Here is an 18721-nt window from a genome sequence, read left to right on the forward strand (position 1 = left end):
CAAGGCAGAATCGCCGGTGTGACCGACTTCCGCGACCCGGGCGATCGCGACACCGCGATGCCGCGCAAGGGTGCCGCCCGCACCGCCAAGCTCGCCAGTCTCCCGCTGGGCATCGCCGGCCGGGCGGTGGGCGGCTGGGGCAAGAGGCTCGCGGGCCAGAGCGCGGAGCAGGTGAACGCGACGCTGTCGGCCAAGGCCGCCGAGCAGCTGTTCGAGGTGCTCGGCACGCTCAAGGGCGGGGCGATGAAGTTCGGCCAGGCGCTGAGCGTGTTCGAGGCGGCGGTGCCGGACGACATGGCGAAGCCCTACCGCGAGGCCCTGACGAAGCTGCAGGCCGCGGCGCCGCCGATGCCGGCCCGGCAGACCCACCGGGTGCTCGCCGAGCAGCTGGGCCGCACCTGGACCAGCCGGTTCGCCTCGTTCGACGACGAGCCGGCGGCGGCCGCGAGCATCGGCCAGGTGCACCGCGCGGTCTGGCACGACGGCCGCGCGGTCGCGGTCAAGGTGCAGTACCCGGGCGCCGACGAGGCGCTGCGCAGCGACCTGCGGCAGCTGCAGCGGTTCAGCCGGCTGTTCCAGGCGTTCGTGCCCGGCACCGAGGTCAAGCCGCTGCTGGCCGAGCTCGCCGAGCGGATGAACGAGGAGCTCGACTACCAGGCCGAGGCGCAGCACCAGCGGGCCTTCGCGAAGGCGTTCGACGGCGATCCCGGCATCCTGGTGCCGCGGGTGGTGGCCAGCGCGCCGAAGGTCGTCGTGACCGAGTGGGCGACAGGCACCCCGTTGTCCAAGGTGATCGCGGACGGCGATCGCGAGACCCGGAACCTGGCGGGCCGGCTGCTGGCGGAGTTCCACTACTCCTCACCCGAGCGCGTCCACCTGCTGCACTCCGACCCGCACCCGGGCAATTTCATGATCACCGAAGACGACAGGCTCTGCGTGATCGACTTCGGCGGCGTCGCCCGGCTGCCCGACGGCATCCCCCGCCACCTGGGCGAGATGACGCGGCTGGCCCTCGACGGCGAGTCCACCGGGCTGATGCGCCTGCTGCGGGAGAACCGGTTCATCCGGCCGGACAGCGACCTCAAGGCGGAGGAGGTGCTCGCGTACCTCGCGCCGTTCACCGAGCCGCTCGCCGCGCCGACGTTCCACTTCACCCGCCGGTGGATGCAGAAACAGGCCGGCCGGGTCGGCGACAGCCGCGGCAACGACTTCCGGGTCGGCCGGTCGCTGAACCTGCCGCCCGAGTACCTGATGATCCACCGGGTGACGGCGGGGTCGACGGGGATCCTCTGCCAGCTCGACGCCGAGATCCCCGCCCGCGGCATCGTGGAGCGTTGGCAGCCCGGGTTCGCCGCCTGAGTTGTCCACAGGCGGGGCCGCGAACGGACGGATTCCGCCGAGTTGTCCACAGACGGCGCGGACGGGGTTCCACCCGGTTGGCCGAGCCGCCATGCTCGGAGCATGACTGCTACACAGTGCACCGACCCCCTGTCCCTCAGTAATCCCGACGCCGGCGAGGTGATGAACCTCGAACAGTTGCGAAGGGCCGGGGTATCGGATCGAAGAACCCGGCGGCTCTGCGGCCCCGGCGGGCCGTGGCGCCGCCTGCACCCCGGTGTCGTCCTGCTGCGCAACACCGCCCCGACGCGGCAGCAGCTGCTGCGCGCGCTGCTGGTGCGGTACGGCACGAAGGTGGTGATCACCGGCGCCGACGCCCTCCAGGCCCACGGCGTCAAGTGCGAGGCGGGCGACATCCGCCTGCTGGTACCCGACCACTGCCGGGTGGCGGCGTGCGAAGGGGTGCGGCTGGCGCGAACGGCCCGGTTACCGGAACCGGTCCTGGTCGACGATCTGCCGTTCGCCCCACCGGCCCGCGCCACGCTGGACCTGGCCCGCACCGAACCCGACCCGGCCCGCATCCGCCACCTGCTGACGTTGCCGTTGTACTGGGGCCTCTGCAGCCGTCAGGAGCTGCTGATCGAGCTGGACGAGGGCCCCCAACGCGGCACGGCGGCGGTCCGCAAGGTGCTGCGCGAGCTCGACGAGGGCCCGATCCAGGCCCACGGCCTCGCCGCGCAGATCCTGCAGCTGGCGCCCCTCCCGCCCCCGAGCTGGGACCAGACGATCTGCGACCGCCGCGGCCGCCCCCTCGGCGAGGCGGACGCATGGTGGGACGAGATCGGCCTGGCCTGGCAGTACCGCTGCTCCCCCGGCGTAGGAGGCAGCTTCAGCCACCTCGCCCTGGCAGCGACGGGCATAGTCCTGGTCCGCTGCACGGTCCGCCAGCTCCGCCAGGTCCCCCACGAGGTGGCTCAGGAGCTGGCCCGAGCCTTCGGCGAGGCATCCCGCACCCCCCGCCCCAAGGTCCGAGCAATCCCCCTGACAACGGAAGGAGACGCAGCCTGACCCACCCACCCGCCCCTCCCGGTACACGACCCGACCCTCTCGCTACGCGAACCGACCGTCCGAGTACGCGAGCCGACCCTCCAATCACGCGAGATGACCCTCCAATCACGCGAGATGACCCTCCAATCACGCGAGATGACCCTCCAATCACGCGAGATGTCCCTGCAATCACACGTGATGCCCCTCCAGACACGCGAGTTCCGCGTCCAATCACGCGAGTTACGGCTCCAATCACGCGAGTCACGGTCCCGACCACGCCGGTTACGGGCCTGACTCGCGTGCAGCGAGGGGCAGTTCGCAGCACCGAGCGGTCGGCGTGCGCCGGGAGGGTCGGCTCGTAACCCGGTGGTCGGCTCGCGCACAACCCCGGACCCCACCGCTCCAACCCATCCGCGGCGAAACTCCGCCCTTACCGTTCAGGAGCGCGCTTTGATCACCAGTACTCGTCCGGCAGCTTGCCCTCGATGTCCCGCACATGCTGGCGCGCGCAGTCGGGGCACAGCCATCGCACCGTCCCTCGCTCGCGGGTGGATACCCAGGCGAGGGCCGTGACCGGGTCGTCGTCGGCCGTTCGGGTGTGGCCGCAGCGGGTGCACACCTGCGGCTCCGGCGCGGTCACCGCAACCGTCCACTGTGGATTGCCTTGGCGCCGAAGAGGTACAGATCGTCGCGGTGGCCGAGGAAGTGCGGGCTTTGCGGATCGGTGAGGGTCGCGACCGCGGCGCGGTCGTCGGCGTCGAGCCACTCGGCCGCCCAGTCGGCGAGCCAGCCGATGCGGTGCACCACGTACTCGCGCAGGAGGTCCGAACCGGGCATGGGGTGGTCGATGAGCGCACCGAACGACTCAACATCCGAGAGACCGGCTTCGCGAAGGGCGCGCGTCCACCCGTACGGCATCGCGACGCTGCCCGGAAGCCCGCCACGCATCCGGGCGAACCAAGCGGCCCGCGCGGCGTGCAGCCGCTGCTCCAGCCCAGGCCGGCCGACCCCGAGCTCCCACGGGAGGCAACGCAGCTCAAGTCCACCCTCGGCAATGGCCAACACCCCACCCGGCCGCAACAACCCGGCGAGCGTGCGCAGCGCAGCCTGCTGATCGCCGACATGGTGCACAACGCCGGACGCCCACACGAGGTCAGCAGCAGGCACGTCCAGCCCAGGATCGGCGAGGTCCCCCAGCAAGCCGACGACCTCGACAGCCCCAGCGGCCGGCCCACCGGAACCAGCTGCCGCCTCCGCCACCGCCCGTTGGGCCTCCGCGAGCAGCTTCGGCGTGGCGTCGACCAGCACCACCGTGCCTCCGCCGCGGCGGGCCAGCTCGCGTGCGAACAGCACGCTCATCCCGCCCGCGCCGCACCCCACGTCGACCACCGTCGGGTGTTCCGGCAGGCCGCTCACCAACCGTCGGGCGATCGGCGTCAACGCCTCCGCGTCGAGCGTGTCGGCCATGCGCAGCTGGGACAGGCGGTCCGCCCAGTCGATGTCGTCGTGGGTGTGTCCGGACATCACCCCATTCAACACCAGGGAAGGCCGGAAAAACGCCGGGCAGGGCCCCTGCCACCCGGAGGCGGCAGGGGCCCTGCTCTCAGCTCTGGTCCTGGTAGCGCTCCGCCCGGCGAGCCGCCCAGTGGGCTACTCGCGTCCAGCGGCGGACCGCTCGTGCGCTACCTCGGGCCCGCTGGGCGCGGACCCCCTCCTCCAGGTCCCGTATTCGGGCCCTCGACAGTTCTTCGTAAAGCAACATCTCGCTGATCTCCTCGATCTCGGTCTTCGTCAGTTGCAGCTGCGGACTGCACATCCGCGCTTCGTAGTCCTTCGCGGTAACCGGTTCGACGCTCATGCGGCGGCGCTCCGGTGATCGCCGCGGGCCTTGGCCGCGGCGGGTTCGACGGCTGCGTTCTTGCGCGGGCGGCCGCGGGGCCGCTTGCGCGCGATCACGACGCCGCGCTCGAAGATCTCGCCGCCCCAGACGCCCCACGGCTCGCGCCGGGCCAGTGCGCCGGCCAGGCAGGCCTCGCGCACCGGGCAGTCGGCGCACTGCGCCTTGGCGCGCTCGAGCTCGGCCGGGGACTCCGCGAACCACAGGTCCGCGTCGCCCGACCGGCAGGGCAGCGCGACGTCGGGCACGGCGATCGGGTCGAGCAAGTCGGCGAATATTGCCTCACCCGAGGTGTAGGCGATGGCCGAAGACATGGTGGTTCCTCCTTGTGTCGTACGGGTTTTCGGTTGGGTGACGGAGCTGGGCAACGCTGGTTCCTCTTGGGTTGTGCAGCCAAAAAGCACGAAGGCCGCGGATCCGGGTTTTCCGGTTCCGCGGCCTTCGTGAGCCTCTGTCCTGACTAGGTCAGGAACTTCGCTCCCGTATCGACAACGGAACACGGAACTGCTTGATGGTCGGCAGATCGGCCTGCGGGTACGCGGCGAGAACGCCCTGCGTCCCGAAGACGACGACACCGGTGGCCCAACGACGCTCGATGCGCCGCATGCCACGGATCGCGTGCGCGCTCACGGACACATCGGTGCCCGGGCGCGAAGCAGCCGCGACTTCCGCGGCGCAGGACAGACGGGTGCCTGGATTCGTGAGCGTCAAGTTGATGGTCATTTCACCGGCACCTCCTTCTGTACTCTGCACACACGGCCGCCGAGCGGCGCTGCAACGTGGATCCCCAGCCGAGCCCTTCGGGCTCGGTACTGGCAGGTTATTGCTCCGCCCCACACCGAGGCAACTCAATTAACGGGAAAATCCTCGAAGTTACGAAGATCGCCCCTGAGCAGCGGGTTCGCCGCGTCGATCATGGTCCGGACGCGGTCAAGACCCCGTCGACGCCCGGACGACGCCGAGAATCTCCGCGCCGAACCGTTCGAGCTTCGTCGCGCCGATGCCGGAGATCGACACCAGTGCCGCCTCGTCGGCCGGGCGCTGCTCGGCGATGGCCATCAGGGTCGCGTCCGTGAAGACGACGAACGTCGGCACCTTCAGCTCGCGCGCCCGGTCGCCGCGCCACGTCTTCAGCCGCTCCAGCAGGTCCTCATCCACTGTGGACGGGCACCGCCCGCACCGGCCCAGCTTGACGTCGATGGTCTCCAGCAGCGGCCCGCCGCAGACGCGGCAGCGCGTCGTCTTCACCGGCGTCGCCGTCTTCTGCTGGGCCGAGCGCGCCACCCGGGCGGCCGGGTGGTCCTCCGGGATCAGGCCGTACAGGAACCGGCTGCGCCGCCGGTTGCGGCGCCCGCCCGGCGTCCGGGCCAGCGCCCAGGACAGCCACAGGTGCTCGCGGGCCCGGGTGACGCCGACGTAGAACAGCCGCCGCTCCTCCTCGATCGCCGCCTCGTCGTCGCCGGCGTGCAGGATCGGCACCGTGCCCTCGGCGAGGCCGACGAGGAACACCGCGTCCCACTCCAGGCCCTTCGCCGCGTGCAGCGACGCGAGCGTCACGCCCTCGACCGTCGGCGGGTGCTGGGCCGCGGCGCGCTGGTCGAGCTCGGCGCAGAAGCGCGGCAGGTCCGCGTCCGCGACCGTCGAAGCGAGCTCTTCGGCCAGTTCGACGATCGCGAGGAGGGCATCCCAGCGCTCCTTCGCCGCGCCACCCGCGGGCGGCGACTCGGTCAGGCCGACCCGCGCGAGCACCGAACGCACCGTGGTGACCAGGTCGGAGCTGACGTCGCCGCTCGCCGCCCGCAGCGCGGACATCGCCTGCCGGACCTCCGTCCGGTTGAAGAACCGCTCGCCGCCGCGGACCAGGTACGGGACGCCAGCGTCGGCCAGCGCCGACTCGTAGGCCTCGGACTGCGCGTTCACCCGGTAGAGGATCGCGATCTCGCTCGCCGCGACCCCGCCGTCCAGCAGCTCGCGAACCCGCCGGGCGACGGCTTCGGCCTCGACCGCCTCGTCGTCGAACTCGGCGAAGCGCGGCTCCGGTCCCGGCGGCCGCTGGCCGATCAGCTTCAGCCGCGAGCCCGCCGGCCGTCCCCGCGCGGCGCCGATCACCCGGTTCGCCAGCGCGACGACCTCGGGCGTCGACCGGTAGTCGCGCTCGAGCCGGACGACGGTGGCGCCCGGGAAGCGGCGCGTGAACTCCAGCAGCGGCCGCGGCGACGCGCCGCCGAAGGAGTAGATGGTCTGGTTGGCGTCGCCGACGACGGTCAGGTCGTCACGGCCGCCGAGCCACGCGTCGAGCAGGCGCTGCTGCAGCGGCGTCACGTCCTGGTACTCGTCGACGACGAAGCAGCGGTAGCGCTCGCGGAACTCCTCGGCGACCGTGCCGTGCTCCTCGAGCACCGCCGTCGTGTGCAGCAGCAGGTCGTCGAAGTCGAGGACCTGCGCGGCGGTCTTCAGCTCTTCGTAGGTCCGGTAGACCTCGGCGACCTGCGCCGCCGGCGCCGGGATGTCGCGCTGGGCGCGGGCGGTGACGGCCGGGTAGTCGTCCGGGCTGACCAGCGACGCCTTGGCCCACTCGATCTCGCTCGCGAGGTCGCGCAGGACCTCGACTTCGGTGCCGAGCCGGGCCCGGTTGGCGGCCTGGCCGACGAACCGCAGCTTGTTGTCCATCAGGTCCCACGGCCGGTCGCCGACCACGCGCGGCCAGAAGTACCGGAGCTGGCGGCGGGCGGCGGCGTGGAAGGTCAGCGCCTGCGCAGCTTCGACGCCGAGGCCGCGCAGCCGGGTCCGCATCTCGCCCGCGGCCCGCGTCGTGAACGTGACGGCAAGCACCTGACCAGCGGAAACGTGCCCCGATCGGACCAGGTGCGCGATGCGGTGGGTGATCGTCCGCGTCTTGCCCGTGCCGGCGCCGGCGAGCACGCAGACCGGCCCCCGCGGGGCGCTGGCGGCGGCGCGCTGCTCGGGGTCGAGACCATCGAGCAAACGGTTCAGGCTCTTGGGGGAAAGTACGCCGGTCACGTCCGGCATCCTCGCAGAGGGGGACGGGGAATCGGGGCAGGGGCACGCGGCCGTATCCTGGTCATATGGCGGGACAGCAGGACAAGGAAGCGGCCAAGCAGGCCAAGAAGGAGAAGCGCGCGGCGAGCAAGGCACGCCGTGGCCAGCTCTTCGAGGCCTTCAAGATGCAGCGCAAGGAAGACCCGTGGCTCATCCCGTGGATGGCGGGCGCGATCGTCGTCGTTGCCGGCGTCCTGTTCGGGGTCGGGTTCTTCTTCAACGCGCAGTGGGTGCTGCTGCCGCTGGGCCTGGTGCTCGGCGCCCTGCTCGCGATGATCATCTTCGGCCGGCGTGTCCAGCGCACGGTCTACTCGAAGGCCGACGGCCAGCCCGGCGCGGCGGCCTGGGCGCTGGAGAACCTGCGCGGCCGCTGGAAGGTGACGCCGACGGTCGCAGCGACGACCCAGCTCGACGCCGTGCACCGGGTCCTCGGCGGCCCGGGCGTGGTGCTGGTCGCCGAGGGCGCGCCGCACCGCGTCAAGACCCTGCTCGCCCAGGAGAAGAAGCGCGTCTCCCGCCTGATCGGTGACACGCCGATCTACGACGTGACGATCGGCCACGAAGACGGCCAGCTCCCGCTGAAGAAGCTCCAGGGCTACCTGATGAAGCTGCCCCGCAACCTGAAGCCGGCCCAGGTCGACGCCCTCGAGGCGAAGCTGGCCGCCCTCGGCAATCGCGGCGCGGCGCTCCCGAAGGGCCCGATGCCGGCCGGCGCGAAGATGCGCAACGTCCAGCGGACGATCCGCCGCCGCTGACCCCCGCGTAGGAGAAAGGCCCCCGTCCGAACCCGGACGGGGGCCTTTCTCTGTGCGCGTGTCAGCGCATCCGGATGACGACGGTGCCGGTCAGCCGGTCGAGCCAGCTGCGGCCGTCGGCGTTGCGGACCGCCGCGGGGATGATCACGAACGTCAGGACCGCCCGGACCAGCGCGCGCACCGGGCCGACCAGCGCGGCGCCGTCGAGGCGGGCGACGCGGATGCCGACGACCGCCATCCCGGGCGTGAAGCCGAAGAAGCCGGCGGAGATGACCGAGATGATCGCCCAGACGCCACCGGACCAGAGGTTGAACTGCTGCATCGCGGCCGGGTCCTGCAGGCTGGGGTGTAGGAAGATGGCCGTCACCAGGGCCGCGACGACCAGGTCGACGAGCAGCCCGAGCAGCCGCGCGCCCCCGCTCGCCGCCGCGCCGACGCCCGATTCGGGCAAACCGAACTTCTCGCCGGGCCAGCGCCCGCCCTGTTGATCAGTGCCCTGGCCGCCGTCGCCGGTGCCGGGTAGCCATTCACCGGTCCATCTCGCCACCCGTCTAGGGTATGCCGGTGGCGTAGAGCACATCCGACCTGGTCGGATACCCGATATCGACCACCCGTTAACACCGGCGAAACATACGGGTGACGGTCGGGCAACACCGCACTTTTAGCGTGAGCCGAAGAGAGCACTGCCGTACGAGCTCGAACGAGAAGGAGTCACCGAGGGTGCCCACTACTCCAGACGACATCCAGCGCCTCATCGCCGACGAGGACGTCGAGGTCATCGACGTCCAGTTCTGCGACCTGCCCGGCGTGATGCAGCACTTCACGGTCCCCGCGAAGGCCTTCACCGAAGAGGCCTACGAAGAGGGTCTCGCGTTCGACGGCTCCTCGGTGCGCGGCTTCCAGTCCATCCACGAGTCCGACATGCTGCTGCTGCCGGACCCGGCGACCGCGCGGATCGACCCGTTCCGCAAGGCGAAGACGCTGGCGCTCAACTTCTTCGTGCACGACCCGTTCACCCGTGAGGCGTACAGCCGCGACCCGCGCAACATCGCGCGCAAGGCCGAGCAGTACATCTCCGAGTACGGCGTCGCCGACAACGTCTACTTCGGCCCCGAAGCCGAGTTCTACATCTTCGACTCGGTCCGCTTCGACTCCGCCGAGCACGCCTCCTTCCACGAGATCGACTCGATCGAGGGCTGGTGGAACACCGGCGCCGACGAGGTCGGTGGCAACCAGGGCTACAAGACGAAGTTCAAGGGCGGCTACTTCCCCGTCCCGCCGGTCGACCACTTCGCCGACCTGCGCGACGACATCGTCCGCAACCTGACGAACACCGGTTTCGAGATCGAGCGCGCGCACCACGAGGTGGGCACCGCCGGCCAGACCGAGATCAACTACAAGTTCAACACGCTGCTGCACGCGGCCGACGACCTGCAGCTGTTCAAGTACATCGTGAAGAACACGGTGTTCGCGGCGGGCAAGACGGCGACGTTCATGCCGAAGCCGCTCGCGGGCGACAACGGCTCGGGCATGCACTGCCACCAGTCGCTGTGGAAGGACGGCCAGCCGCTGTTCCACGACGAGTCGGGCTACGCCGGCCTGTCGGACACCGCGCGCCACTACATCGGCGGCCTGCTCAAGCACGCCCCGAGCCTGCTGGCCTTCACGAACCCGACGGTGAACTCCTACCACCGCCTGGTCCCGGGCTTCGAGGCGCCGGTTTCGCTGGTCTACTCGCAGCGCAACCGCTCGGCGTGCGTCCGCATCCCGATCACGGGCAACAACCCGAAGGCGAAGCGCGCCGAGTTCCGCTGCCCGGACTCCTCGGGCAACCCGTACCTGGCGTTCTCGGCGATGATGATGGCCGGCCTCGACGGCATCCGGAACAAGATCGAGCCGCCGGACCCGATCGACAAGGACCTGTACGAGCTCCCGCCGGAGGAGGCCAAGGACGTCAAGCTCGTTCCGGGCGACCTGGGCACGGTGCTGGACACGCTGGAAGCCGACCACGAGTACCTCCTCGAGGGCGGCGTCTTCACCCCGGACGTGATCGAGACGTGGATCTCGTACAAGCGCGAGAACGAAATCGACCCGCTGCGGCTGCGCCCGCACCCGTACGAGTTCGCTCTGTACTACGACGTGTGATCGGCGCGGGGCTTTGACCAGGCGTTTCACTGGTCGGAGCCCCGGCCAGGCCGTGGTGACGGCCCATTAGACACGGGACGGCGGTCGCGGGGAACACCCCGACCGCCGTCCCGTTTTTTCCGACCGCCGAGCGTGCTCAGACAGCCTCGACCCGGCTGATCAACGTCGTCGCGAGCAACTGCGTGCTTCGGCGCAACGACTCGCTGACCATGTGCCAGCACTCGGTGGAGTCTCCGCAGATTTCCTTGATCTTCGCCGCCAGCAGCGGCCCGTACCGCGGGTGCCCCTCAAGATCCTGGACCGGCAATCGCCAAGCCAGCTCATCGGTCATGTAGGCAGACCGCAGAGCGTGGTCCACCACCCGATCCCGGTCCCGGCCGCGGTACTTGAGCAGCTCGCGGAGGGTGGCCGCGGGGTCGGCGACGGCGGACAGGGTCTCGTCGGTCGGCAGGTCGGGCGGCGGTGGCTCCACCCACCCCGAAGAGGGGCGCACTCCGGCCGCGCGCTCCTTGCCATGTCGAAGACCGCCGCTTGGACCAGCGCTTCGATCAGCTCCGGCGATTCGGCCAGTTCCGCCACGGTGATCAAGGCGTCCCACCGGCCGGCGCGCGCCGCTCGCGTCGGCACCCACCCGTCGGCGACCAGGCGTACGAAGACCTGCCGTATCTCGTTCACGGCCACCTCGAGCAGCTTGGGGAACCGCTGGACGTACTCGACGAGAACGGGAACGGCGTCAGCCCCGACAGCGCTCGCGGATTCCATGATCTCGGGCAGGCACGCCACGAATTCGGCGTCGGACAGCTCCTCGCTCGTCAACACAGCTTGCTGGACGACCCGCCCGTGGCGGGGATCGTTCAGCAATCCAAGTCGTTTCGGCGGCGGGAGCACCCCGACGAGAGAACTGATCATCGCCGGCTTTTCGTAACGCTCCACGCCGTAGCCCTGCGTCGGCAGGTCGAGAGGTTCGGCATCGAGCACAACCGGCAGAATCGCCTCGGCCAGGTGCGGCGACTTGGTGCTCGACCAGCTTTGGCCTTCCAGCCAGAGCTTCGCAGCTTCCCGATAGGACAACCGCGACAACGCACGTTCGACTTCCGCTTTGGTGTCCGGTCGGCGCAGAGCCGCGTCGACGACGTCCGCACATTCGAGGAAACGGGTGGTCAAGGCCAACGCTTCCGCGGTACTGGTGTGTTCGCCGGATACCAGCTCCAACGCTTGCCCTCGCGGTGCCTCGGCGAACAGCCGCTCCCTGCTGCGGGCATCGAAATCGGAGCGTTCGAGCAGCCGCAGGGCCAGGTCTGCCGACCACCGGCCGGCAGCGTGGTCGAGAACCTCGCGCCGTCCGGCCTCGGGGAGCCGCGAGCACCAGGTCGCGCTCGTCCGCTTCGGCGAGCAGACTCGCTTCTCGCCATCCGTCTTGGCCTGGATCACCGAACCGTTCCGGTGAAGCCAGCCCTTCTACTCCGACGTCGACAGCAGCTTCAGGTCCGCGCCCGCCGCTTCGAACCTGCCGCGCGGGTTCTCGACCAGCTTGCGGCGCTCCAAGTCCATCAGCCCCAGCGTGCAGGTGATCTCCGCTGCCAACGTTCCGTCGAGCTTGATGATGTTCGAATCCATCCTGAACGTCTTGCCGCTGCCGAACTTGACGTCGCATGTCACGTCGACTTCGTCGCCTGCCCGGAGCTCGCGGCGGAACACCACGTGGGTCTCCAGCAGCACCGAGGCCACGCCCGGGAGGCCCTTCAGCGCGCCCGCTGCTTCGAGCAGCTCCAGGCGGGAGACTTCGCCGTACGAGTGGTACACGGCGTGGTTCAGGTGGCCCAGGGTGTCCAGCTCGTAGTGGCGGACCTTGATCCGGGTGCGGAACGGCTCGCGATCGGTCACCGCCCCACTGTAGGTCAGGCTTCGTAGAACAAGTGCTCCACCACCGTGTGCGCCCGGCGGGTGATGCGGCGGTAGGTGTCCAGGAACTCGCCCGGGTCGTCGGCCGCCGGGTGGCCGAACACACGGGCCACCGCCGCCAGGTCGCGGCCCGAACCCGGGACCTCGTCCACCGCCTTGCCGCGCACCAGCATGCCCGCGTTGCGCACCCGGGTCGCCAGGAGCCACGCTTCGCGCAACGAGTCCGCTTCGGCCTGCTCGGCCAGTCCCGCTTCCGGCAGGCACGCCAGCGCGTCCAGCGTCGACGTCGTCCGCAGATCCGGCACCGCGTGCGCGTGCTGCAGCTGCAACAGCTGCACCGTCCATTCGACGTCGGCGAGGCCGCCGCGGCCCAGTTTCGTGTGACGTGTCGGGTCGGCGCCGCGCGGCATGCGCTCGGTCTCGACGCGGGCCTTGATGCGGCGGATCTCCCGCGCGTCCGTCGCGCTCAGACCGCCCTCGGGGTAGCGGATCGGGTCGATCATCGTGATGAACCGCGTGCCGAGGTCGTCGTCGCCGGCGATGAACCGGGCGCGCAGCAGCGCCTGCGCCTCCCACACCTCGCCCCACCGGGCGTAGTAGGCGCGGTACGAATCCAGGGTGCGGACCAGCGGGCCGCTGCGCCCCTCCGGCCGCAGGTCGGCGTCGACCTCCAGGGCCGGGTCCGAGCTCGGCGCACCCAGCATCTTCCGGACCGTCTCCGCGACCGACGAAGCGAACTTCACCGCGTCAGCGTCCGAAACCCCTTCGGACGGCTCGCAGACGAAGAGCACGTCGGCGTCGGAGCCGTAGCCGAGTTCCGCGCCGCCGAGCCGGCCCATGCCGATGACGGCGATGCGTGCCGGCGTGCGGCCGAGCTCCGCCTGGCGCTGCCGGAACGCGGCGGCCAGCGCGCCCTGCAGCACCGCGACCCAAACCGAAGACAGCGCCTCGCAGACCGTGGGCACGTCGAGCAGCCCGAGCAGGTCCGCGCACGCGACGCGCAGGAGTTCGTGCCGCCGCAAGGAACGCGCGGCGGCGACCGCGGCGTTCAGCCCCGGCTGACGCCGGACGGCGGCCCGCAGCGACTTCGCCACCTCCGCCGGCGTCCGGCCCACCAGGCGGGCCGGGTCGCCGAGCAGCTGCAGCACTTCCGGCGCGCGGACCAGCAGGTCCGGTACCAGCCTTGACGTGCCCAGCAGGAGCGCCAGGTTCTCCACGACCGTGCCCTCGTCGCGCAGCACCCGCAGGTACCACGGGGTGTCTTCGAGCGCCTCGGACACCTTCCGGTACGACAGCAGCCCGCCGTCGGGGTCGGGCGTGTCCGCGAAGAGGTCGAGCAGCACCGGCAGCAGCGCCTGCTGGATCGCCGCGCGCCGCGAGACTCCCGACGTGAGGGCCTTGATGTGCTGGAGCGCGCCGTCGGGCGCGGTGTAGCCGAGCGCCGCCAGACGGCTGGCGGCCTGCTTGGTGGTCAGGCGCAGCCCCTCGGTCGGCACGTTCGCGACCGACTGGAGCAGCGGCCGGTAGAAGATCTTTTCGTGCAGGCGCCGGATGCCCTTGCCGTGCCGGCGGAACTCCGCGAGCAGCGACTCGCCCTGGCTCTTGCCGCCACTCGCCTTGATCCCGCTGGCCCGGGCCAGGATGCGCAGCTCGGCGGTTTCCGTCGCCGCTGGGAACAGGTGCGTCCGGCGCAGCCGCCGCAGCTGCAGCCGGTGCTCGATCATCCGCAGGAATTCGTACGACGCCCCCAGCTCGGCGGCGTCCTGACGACCGACGTACCCGCCGTCGCCAAGGGCCGCCAGCGCGTCCATAGTGGAGGGTGAGCGCAGATCCGCGTCGACCCGGCCGTGCACGAGCTGCAGCAGCTGCACGGCGAACTCGACGTCGCGCAGGCCGCCGCGGCCCAGCTTCAGCTCGCGTTCGGCGTGCTCGGACGGCACGTGTCCCTCGACTCGGCGTCGCATCTGCTGCACTTCGGCGACGAAGTTCTCGCGGTCGGCGGCCGACCACACCAGCGGCGCGACCATCTCGGCGTACTGCCGGCCGAGCTCGGCGTCGCCGGCCACCGGACGCGCCTTCAACAAGGCCTGGAACTCCCAGGTCTTGGCCCACTTCTGGTAGTAGCCGTGGTGCCCGTCGAGAGTGCGGACGAGCGCGCCGGCCTTGCCTTCGGGCCGCAGCGCCGCGTCGACCTCGAAGCACGCCTTCCCGACGACGCGCATCATCGTGCTCGCCAGCCGCGTGGCGAGGCCGAGGTCGCCCTCGCCGACGAAGATGACGTCGACGTCGCTGACGTAGTTGAGCTCCCGGCCGCCGCACTTGCCCATCGCGATGATCGCGAGGGTGCCTTCGGCCGACGCGCCGGCTTCGGCCTCGGCGACGACCAGCCCGGCGGCCAGCGCGGCTTCGGCGAGCTCGGTCAGCTGTGCCGCGACTTCGGCGTAGCTCGGGTGCTCGAGCCCGTCCTCGACGAGATGGCCGAGATCGGCGGCGGCGATGCCGAGCAGCTGACCACGGTAGGCGACCTTGAGCGCCTGCTCGGCCCTAGGTCCGGTGAGCACCGAGCCGTCGTCACGCAGGAGCGCCGTACGCAGGGCTTCGCGGTAGCAGGCGGAGTCGGTGCACTTGTCGGCGGTGAGCGCGTGCCACTGGCCGGGGTTGGCGGCGAGGAAGTCGGCGAGCGCGCTCGACGTGCCCAGCACGCTGAGGAGCCGGCCGCGGAAGGTCCGGTGGGCGCGCAGCTGCTCGTCGAGTGCGGCCCACCCGCCGGCGTCGGCCTCGCGGATCCGGTCCAGGCCGCGCAGCGCGAGGTCGGGGTCGGCGGTGCGCGACAACGCCGTGAGCACGTCCGTGGCCGTGGCGGCCGGGCCGCCATCGGCCCACCAGCCGGCCGCGCGCAACTGTCCCTCGGCACGGGCATCGGTGAAGCCGTACCTCGCCGCCGAAGCGGTCGTTCGCGCGCGGTCTGCCATCACCGACCACCGTAGCCGGGGAACACGGCTCAGGCGGCGAGCCGGCCCGGCTCGGCTCCGGCAGGCGTCGGCTCGGGCACGTGGAAGCTGTGCGCGGTGACGGGGTGGCGGCGCGAAAGCAGGTAGATGCCGGCACCCACGCCGATCCCGACGACGCCGACGGCGATCGTGCCGGCGGTGCCGAGGGACGCGACCTTGCCGGAGATCGCGCCGACGATCGCGGCCGCGGGCAGCGTGAACAGCCACGCGACGACCATCCGGCCCGCCATCCGCCAGCGGACCGGCGCGTCGCGGCGGCCGACGCCGGAGCCGACGATGCCGCCGGAGCACACGTGGGTCGTCGACAGCGGGAAACCCAGCCGCGACGAAACCAGGATGACCAGCGCCGAGCTCGTCTGCGCGGCGAAGCCCTGCGGGCCCTCGATGTCGGTGAGGCCCTTGCCGAGGGTGTGGGTGATGCGCCAGCCGCCGAGGTAGGTGCCGGCCGCGAGCGCGCACGCAGCACTGATGATCACCCAGACGGGGGGTGCGGCGCCCGACGGGAGGCTGCCGGCGGTGACGAGGGTGAGCGTGATGACGCCCATGGTCTTCTGCGCGTCGTTGGTGCCGTGGGCGAGGGAGACCAGCGACGCCGAGACGATCTGGCCGACCTTGAACCCGCGCGTGGCCGGACGGCCCCGCACCAGGAAGCGGTAGACGAGGTAGGTGGCGGCCATCGCGACGAGGCCGGCGATGACCGGGCTGACCGCCGCCGGGACCAGGACCTTCTCGACGATCTTTCCGAAGTGGACCGAGCCGGTGCCCGCGGAGATCCAGGTGGCGCCGATCAGGCCGCCGAACAGCGCGTGCGACGAGCTCGACGGCAGGCCGACGAACCACGTCACGAGGTTCCAGACGATCGCGCCGATCAGCCCGCCGAAGACGATCGACGGGCCGATCTTCGTGTCGTCCACCAGACCGCTGGAGATCGTCTTGGCGACCTCGACCGACAGGAACGCCCCCACCAGGTTCAACACCGCCGAGATCGCGACGGCCACGCGAGGTCTGAGAGCCCCGGTGGCGATCGACGTGGCCATCGAGTTCGCGGTGTCGTGGAACCCGTTCGTGAAATCGAATACCAGGGCCGTGACGACGACGACCACGACCAGCAACGAGGGCTGCACCCCGACCTCCGCACCCTTGTGGGGACTCTTTCCGCAAGGTACCTGACGAGTGCGCCCGCCGTTAACAGCGTGTTGCTGGTTGTGACTTCCGTCGTTAAGCCATCGGCAATGTGCGGTGACTTCCCGCGGCGGGCTCGAGTTCCCCGGCGGCGAGCTTGACGAACCGCTGCGCGAAGGGCCGCCAGGTTTCCTCGATGTCGGCGTGCACGGCGACCAGCTTGTCGTGTTCGAGAGCGCCGGGCCGCGCGAACGCCGCCTCGTCGGGGCATTCGACGGCCCAGCTCTCGACGACTTCCGGGGTCGTCTCGATGTGGAACTGGACACCGTAGACACACCGGCCGAGCCGGTAGGCCTGGTGCGCGTAACGCGGCGAGGACGCGAGCAGCTCGGCGCCGGGCGGGAGCCGGGTGATCGCGTCGGTGTGGAACTGGAGGACGTCCTGCACGAGCGGCAGGTCGGCGAACAGCGGGTCGGTCCACGCCGCGTCCTTCTTGCTGACGAGGTACGGACCGACCTCGGGCCCGTCGGGACCGGCCTCGACGCGGCCACCGGTCGCGACGGCCAGCAGCTGCGCGCCGAGGCAGATCCCAAGCGTGGGAAGGCTCTTGGAAACCGCCTTGGCCAGCAGCCGCCGGACGTCGGCGAGCCAGGGGTGCGTGGCGTCTGCCTCCGCGGCCATGCTGCCGCCCAGGCAGACGACCCCCTGGTAGCCGTCGAGGTCGTCGGGCAGGCCGTCTCGCGGGAGCAACCGGACGTCGAGTTCGGCGCCGGCGCCGGTGAACCAGTCACCGAGGGGACCGGCCGGGTCCGACGCGTCCGGCTGGATGATCAGCAGTCGTGTCACGTGGTCCAGGGTAGGTCAGCAGGCGCAGCGGATTCCGGCGGTCGTGGTTCCTTCGACGGGGTAGCCGGCGGCGATCCAGCTGGTGATGCCGCCGGAGAGCCGTTTCACCTTGAAGCCGAGCTGGGCGAGCTTGAGCGCGCCCTTCGTGGCGGCGTTGCACTGGGCGCTTTCGCAGTAGCAGACGTACACGAGGTCGCGGTCGAGGTGTTTCGTGCTTTCGGCCGTCATGTCCCGGTAGGGCAGGTTGATCGCGCCGGGGATGCGGGCGTGGGCGAAGGCTTCGGGCGCCCGGGTCTCGACAACGACGTAGCCGTCGGTGTGCCCGGCTTGGAGGTCCCGGGAGAGATCGTCGGGATCGACCTCGAAGCCGAGCTCGGCACCGAAGTACGCAACGGCGGCCGCGGGAGCCGCGGCGGGGAAGGCGAGCGTGCGTGTCATGGGGTAAATCCTGCTGGGGCAGGCGGTTTCCGGACAGGGCAGAATCGGCGTGGAAGCCCGGATCGGCCGGGGATTTCCGTGTTCTGGCCCTGCGAGCCCGGGAGAGTTGCGGTGGACCACCTCGACGACGTCGACTGGCAGCTGCTCGACCTCCTGCAGGCCGACGGCCGCCTGAGTTTCACGGAGCTGGGCCGCCGGGTGTCGCTGTCCGGCTCGGCGGTGACGGAACGCGTCCGCCGTCTCGAGGAGCGCGGGGTGATCACCGGCTACGCAGCGAGTGTGGACACGACGAAGCTGGGGTTGCCGATCGAGGCGTTGGTCCGGGCGCGGGTGCGCAGCCTGGACACGCCCCGGTTCCGGACGGCGGTGTTGCCGCTGCCCCAGGTCGTCGCGGCGGATCACGTGACCGGCGACGAGTGCTGGGTGCTGCGGGTGCTCTGCCGGGACACCGCGGAGCTGGAGACGTTGGTCGAGAAGGTGCAGAGGTACGGGGAGACGACGACGTCGCTGGTGCTGTCGTCGCCGTTGCGACGTCGGCCGCCGGCCCGGCCGGGGTCGGTTTGAGGCATCGCGTGTGATCCGGGAGGCATCACGCGTGATTGAAGGGGCATCACTCGTGATTGGAGGGACATCACGATGCCGGCGTGAGGTACCGGCAGGGTCGGGTCGCGTACCCAGGCGGTCGGTTCGTGCGCCGGTGGGGGGTGGGTATGAGAAAAGGGGCCTGGGCCGGGAGACTGTGTCTCGACCGGGCCCAAGCCCCTCTTCCAAGTAAGTTCGGCGGTGTCCTACTCTCCCACAACCCTTCGGTTGCAGTACCATCGGCGCTGTCAGGCTTAGCTTCCGGGTTCGGAATGGGACCGGGCGTTTCCCTGACGCTATAACCACCGAAACACTACGAAACAACACACCCTGAGGTGGTGTTTCAGAGCTGTAGAGTGGATGCGTAACATCTTCGTAGGCAAGTCCTCGGCCTATTAGTACCAGTCAACTCGACAACACATTACTGTGCTTCCATTTCTGGCCTATCAACCCAATGGTCTGTTGGGGGCCTTAACCCACATGGGGTGGGATACCTCATCTTGGAACAGGCTTCCCGCTTAGATGCCTTCAGCGGTTATCCCTTCCGAACGTGGCCAACCAGCCATGCCCCTGGCGGG

The 18721-nt window shown here is 70.5% G+C and carries 19 protein-coding genes and 2 rRNA genes; 5 read left to right on the forward strand and 16 right to left on the reverse strand.

What is annotated here, in order from left to right; genetic code table 11:
- The first annotated feature begins 18 nt into the window (after positions 1-18).
- On the forward strand, positions 19-1359 hold the full coding sequence (locus AB0M93_RS26015; RefSeq protein WP_364277033.1) for an AarF/ABC1/UbiB kinase family protein: 1341 nt from the start codon (positions 19-21) through the stop codon (positions 1357-1359).
- 162 nt (positions 1360-1521) lie between these two features.
- On the forward strand, positions 1522-2406 hold the full coding sequence (locus tag AB0M93_RS26020) for a hypothetical protein (RefSeq protein WP_364277089.1): 885 nt from the start codon (positions 1522-1524) through the stop codon (positions 2404-2406).
- A 433-nt stretch (positions 2407-2839) separates the two neighbouring features.
- On the opposite strand, the gene AB0M93_RS26025 is transcribed toward AB0M93_RS26020, so the two are convergent.
- The 6 genes from AB0M93_RS26025 to AB0M93_RS26050 form a co-directional block, all read right to left on the reverse strand.
- Complete coding sequence (locus AB0M93_RS26025; RefSeq protein WP_364277035.1) at positions 2840-3025, reverse strand: hypothetical protein; 186 nt, start codon at positions 3023-3025, stop codon at positions 2840-2842.
- Positions 3022-3909 (reverse strand): class I SAM-dependent methyltransferase, encoded by an 888-nt coding sequence (locus AB0M93_RS26030; protein ID WP_364277037.1) that lies wholly within the window; start codon positions 3907-3909, stop codon positions 3022-3024. Before AB0M93_RS26030 ends, AB0M93_RS26025 begins: the two co-directional genes overlap by 4 nt.
- A 79-nt stretch (positions 3910-3988) precedes the next feature.
- Entirely contained in the window at positions 3989-4243 is a 255-nt protein-coding gene (locus tag AB0M93_RS26035; RefSeq protein WP_364277039.1) for a hypothetical protein, read from the reverse strand.
- Positions 4240-4596 carry a WhiB family transcriptional regulator gene (locus AB0M93_RS26040; protein WP_020643722.1) on the reverse strand — a complete coding sequence of 119 codons (357 nt, stop codon included), beginning with the start codon at positions 4594-4596 and terminating at the stop codon, positions 4240-4242. The genes AB0M93_RS26035 and AB0M93_RS26040 overlap by 4 nt, the downstream gene beginning before the upstream one ends.
- 151 nt (positions 4597-4747) lie before the next feature.
- Entirely contained in the window at positions 4748-5005 is a 258-nt protein-coding gene (locus AB0M93_RS26045) for a hypothetical protein (RefSeq protein WP_364277041.1), read from the reverse strand.
- 207 nt (positions 5006-5212) lie between these two features.
- Complete coding sequence (locus AB0M93_RS26050; RefSeq protein WP_364277042.1) at positions 5213-7303, reverse strand: ATP-dependent DNA helicase UvrD2; 2091 nt, start codon at positions 7301-7303, stop codon at positions 5213-5215.
- 65 nt (positions 7304-7368) lie between these two features.
- On the opposite strand from AB0M93_RS26050, the gene AB0M93_RS26055 reads away from it, so the two are divergent.
- Positions 7369-8097, forward strand: a complete 729-nt coding sequence (locus AB0M93_RS26055; RefSeq protein WP_364277044.1) for a DUF4191 domain-containing protein — start codon at positions 7369-7371, stop codon at positions 8095-8097.
- Positions 8098-8158: 61 nt separating this feature from the next.
- Here AB0M93_RS26055 and AB0M93_RS26060 read toward each other — a convergent pair whose 3' ends face one another.
- On the reverse strand, positions 8159-8548 hold the full coding sequence (locus AB0M93_RS26060; RefSeq protein WP_364277092.1) for an RDD family protein: 390 nt from the start codon (positions 8546-8548) through the stop codon (positions 8159-8161).
- A 269-nt stretch (positions 8549-8817) separates the two neighbouring features.
- On the opposite strand from AB0M93_RS26060, the gene glnA reads away from it, so the two are divergent.
- Complete coding sequence (glnA, locus tag AB0M93_RS26065; protein WP_364277046.1) at positions 8818-10242, forward strand: type I glutamate--ammonia ligase; 1425 nt, start codon at positions 8818-8820, stop codon at positions 10240-10242.
- 136 nt (positions 10243-10378) lie between these two features.
- Here the strand turns inward: glnA and AB0M93_RS26070 are convergent, their stop codons facing one another.
- The 7 genes from AB0M93_RS26070 to AB0M93_RS26100 all read right to left on the reverse strand — a co-directional run bounded on the left by AB0M93_RS26070 (position 10379) and on the right by AB0M93_RS26100 (position 17561).
- Entirely contained in the window at positions 10379-10573 is a 195-nt protein-coding gene (locus AB0M93_RS26070) for a hypothetical protein (protein ID WP_364277047.1), read from the reverse strand.
- Positions 10570-11673, reverse strand: coding sequence for a hypothetical protein (locus tag AB0M93_RS26075; RefSeq protein WP_364277049.1), 1104 nt, complete (start codon positions 11671-11673; stop codon positions 10570-10572). The genes AB0M93_RS26070 and AB0M93_RS26075 overlap by 4 nt, the downstream gene beginning before the upstream one ends.
- A gap of 27 nt (positions 11674-11700) precedes the next feature.
- Positions 11701-12126, reverse strand: a complete 426-nt coding sequence (locus AB0M93_RS26080; protein ID WP_364277051.1) for an acyl-CoA thioesterase — start codon at positions 12124-12126, stop codon at positions 11701-11703.
- A 14-nt stretch (positions 12127-12140) separates the two neighbouring features.
- On the reverse strand, positions 12141-15116 hold the full coding sequence (locus AB0M93_RS26085) for a bifunctional [glutamine synthetase] adenylyltransferase/[glutamine synthetase]-adenylyl-L-tyrosine phosphorylase (protein WP_364277053.1): 2976 nt from the start codon (positions 15114-15116) through the stop codon (positions 12141-12143).
- A gap of 29 nt (positions 15117-15145) precedes the next feature.
- A complete protein-coding gene (locus AB0M93_RS26090) occupies positions 15146-16279 on the reverse strand; it encodes an inorganic phosphate transporter (RefSeq protein ID WP_364277054.1) in 1134 nt (377 codons plus the stop codon).
- 94 nt (positions 16280-16373) lie between these two features.
- Complete coding sequence (locus tag AB0M93_RS26095) at positions 16374-17123, reverse strand: type 1 glutamine amidotransferase (RefSeq protein WP_364277056.1); 750 nt, start codon at positions 17121-17123, stop codon at positions 16374-16376.
- A 15-nt stretch (positions 17124-17138) separates the two neighbouring features.
- Entirely contained in the window at positions 17139-17561 is a 423-nt protein-coding gene (locus AB0M93_RS26100; RefSeq protein ID WP_364277058.1) for a rhodanese-like domain-containing protein, read from the reverse strand.
- A gap of 111 nt (positions 17562-17672) precedes the next feature.
- Here AB0M93_RS26100 and AB0M93_RS26105 point away from each other — a divergent pair, with 111 nt between their 5' ends.
- Positions 17673-18125, forward strand: coding sequence for an Lrp/AsnC family transcriptional regulator (locus tag AB0M93_RS26105; protein WP_364277060.1), 453 nt, complete (start codon positions 17673-17675; stop codon positions 18123-18125).
- A 211-nt stretch (positions 18126-18336) separates the two neighbouring features.
- Here AB0M93_RS26105 and rrf read toward each other — a convergent pair.
- Positions 18337-18453 (reverse strand): 5S ribosomal RNA (gene rrf, locus AB0M93_RS26110).
- A 65-nt stretch (positions 18454-18518) separates the two neighbouring features.
- A 23S ribosomal RNA gene (locus AB0M93_RS26115) occupies positions 18519-18721 on the reverse strand; the annotation flags it as partial.

The sequence above is a fragment of the Amycolatopsis sp. NPDC051102 genome, from assembly GCF_040682815.1.
Taxonomy (GTDB): Bacteria; Actinomycetota; Actinomycetes; order Mycobacteriales; family Pseudonocardiaceae; genus Amycolatopsis.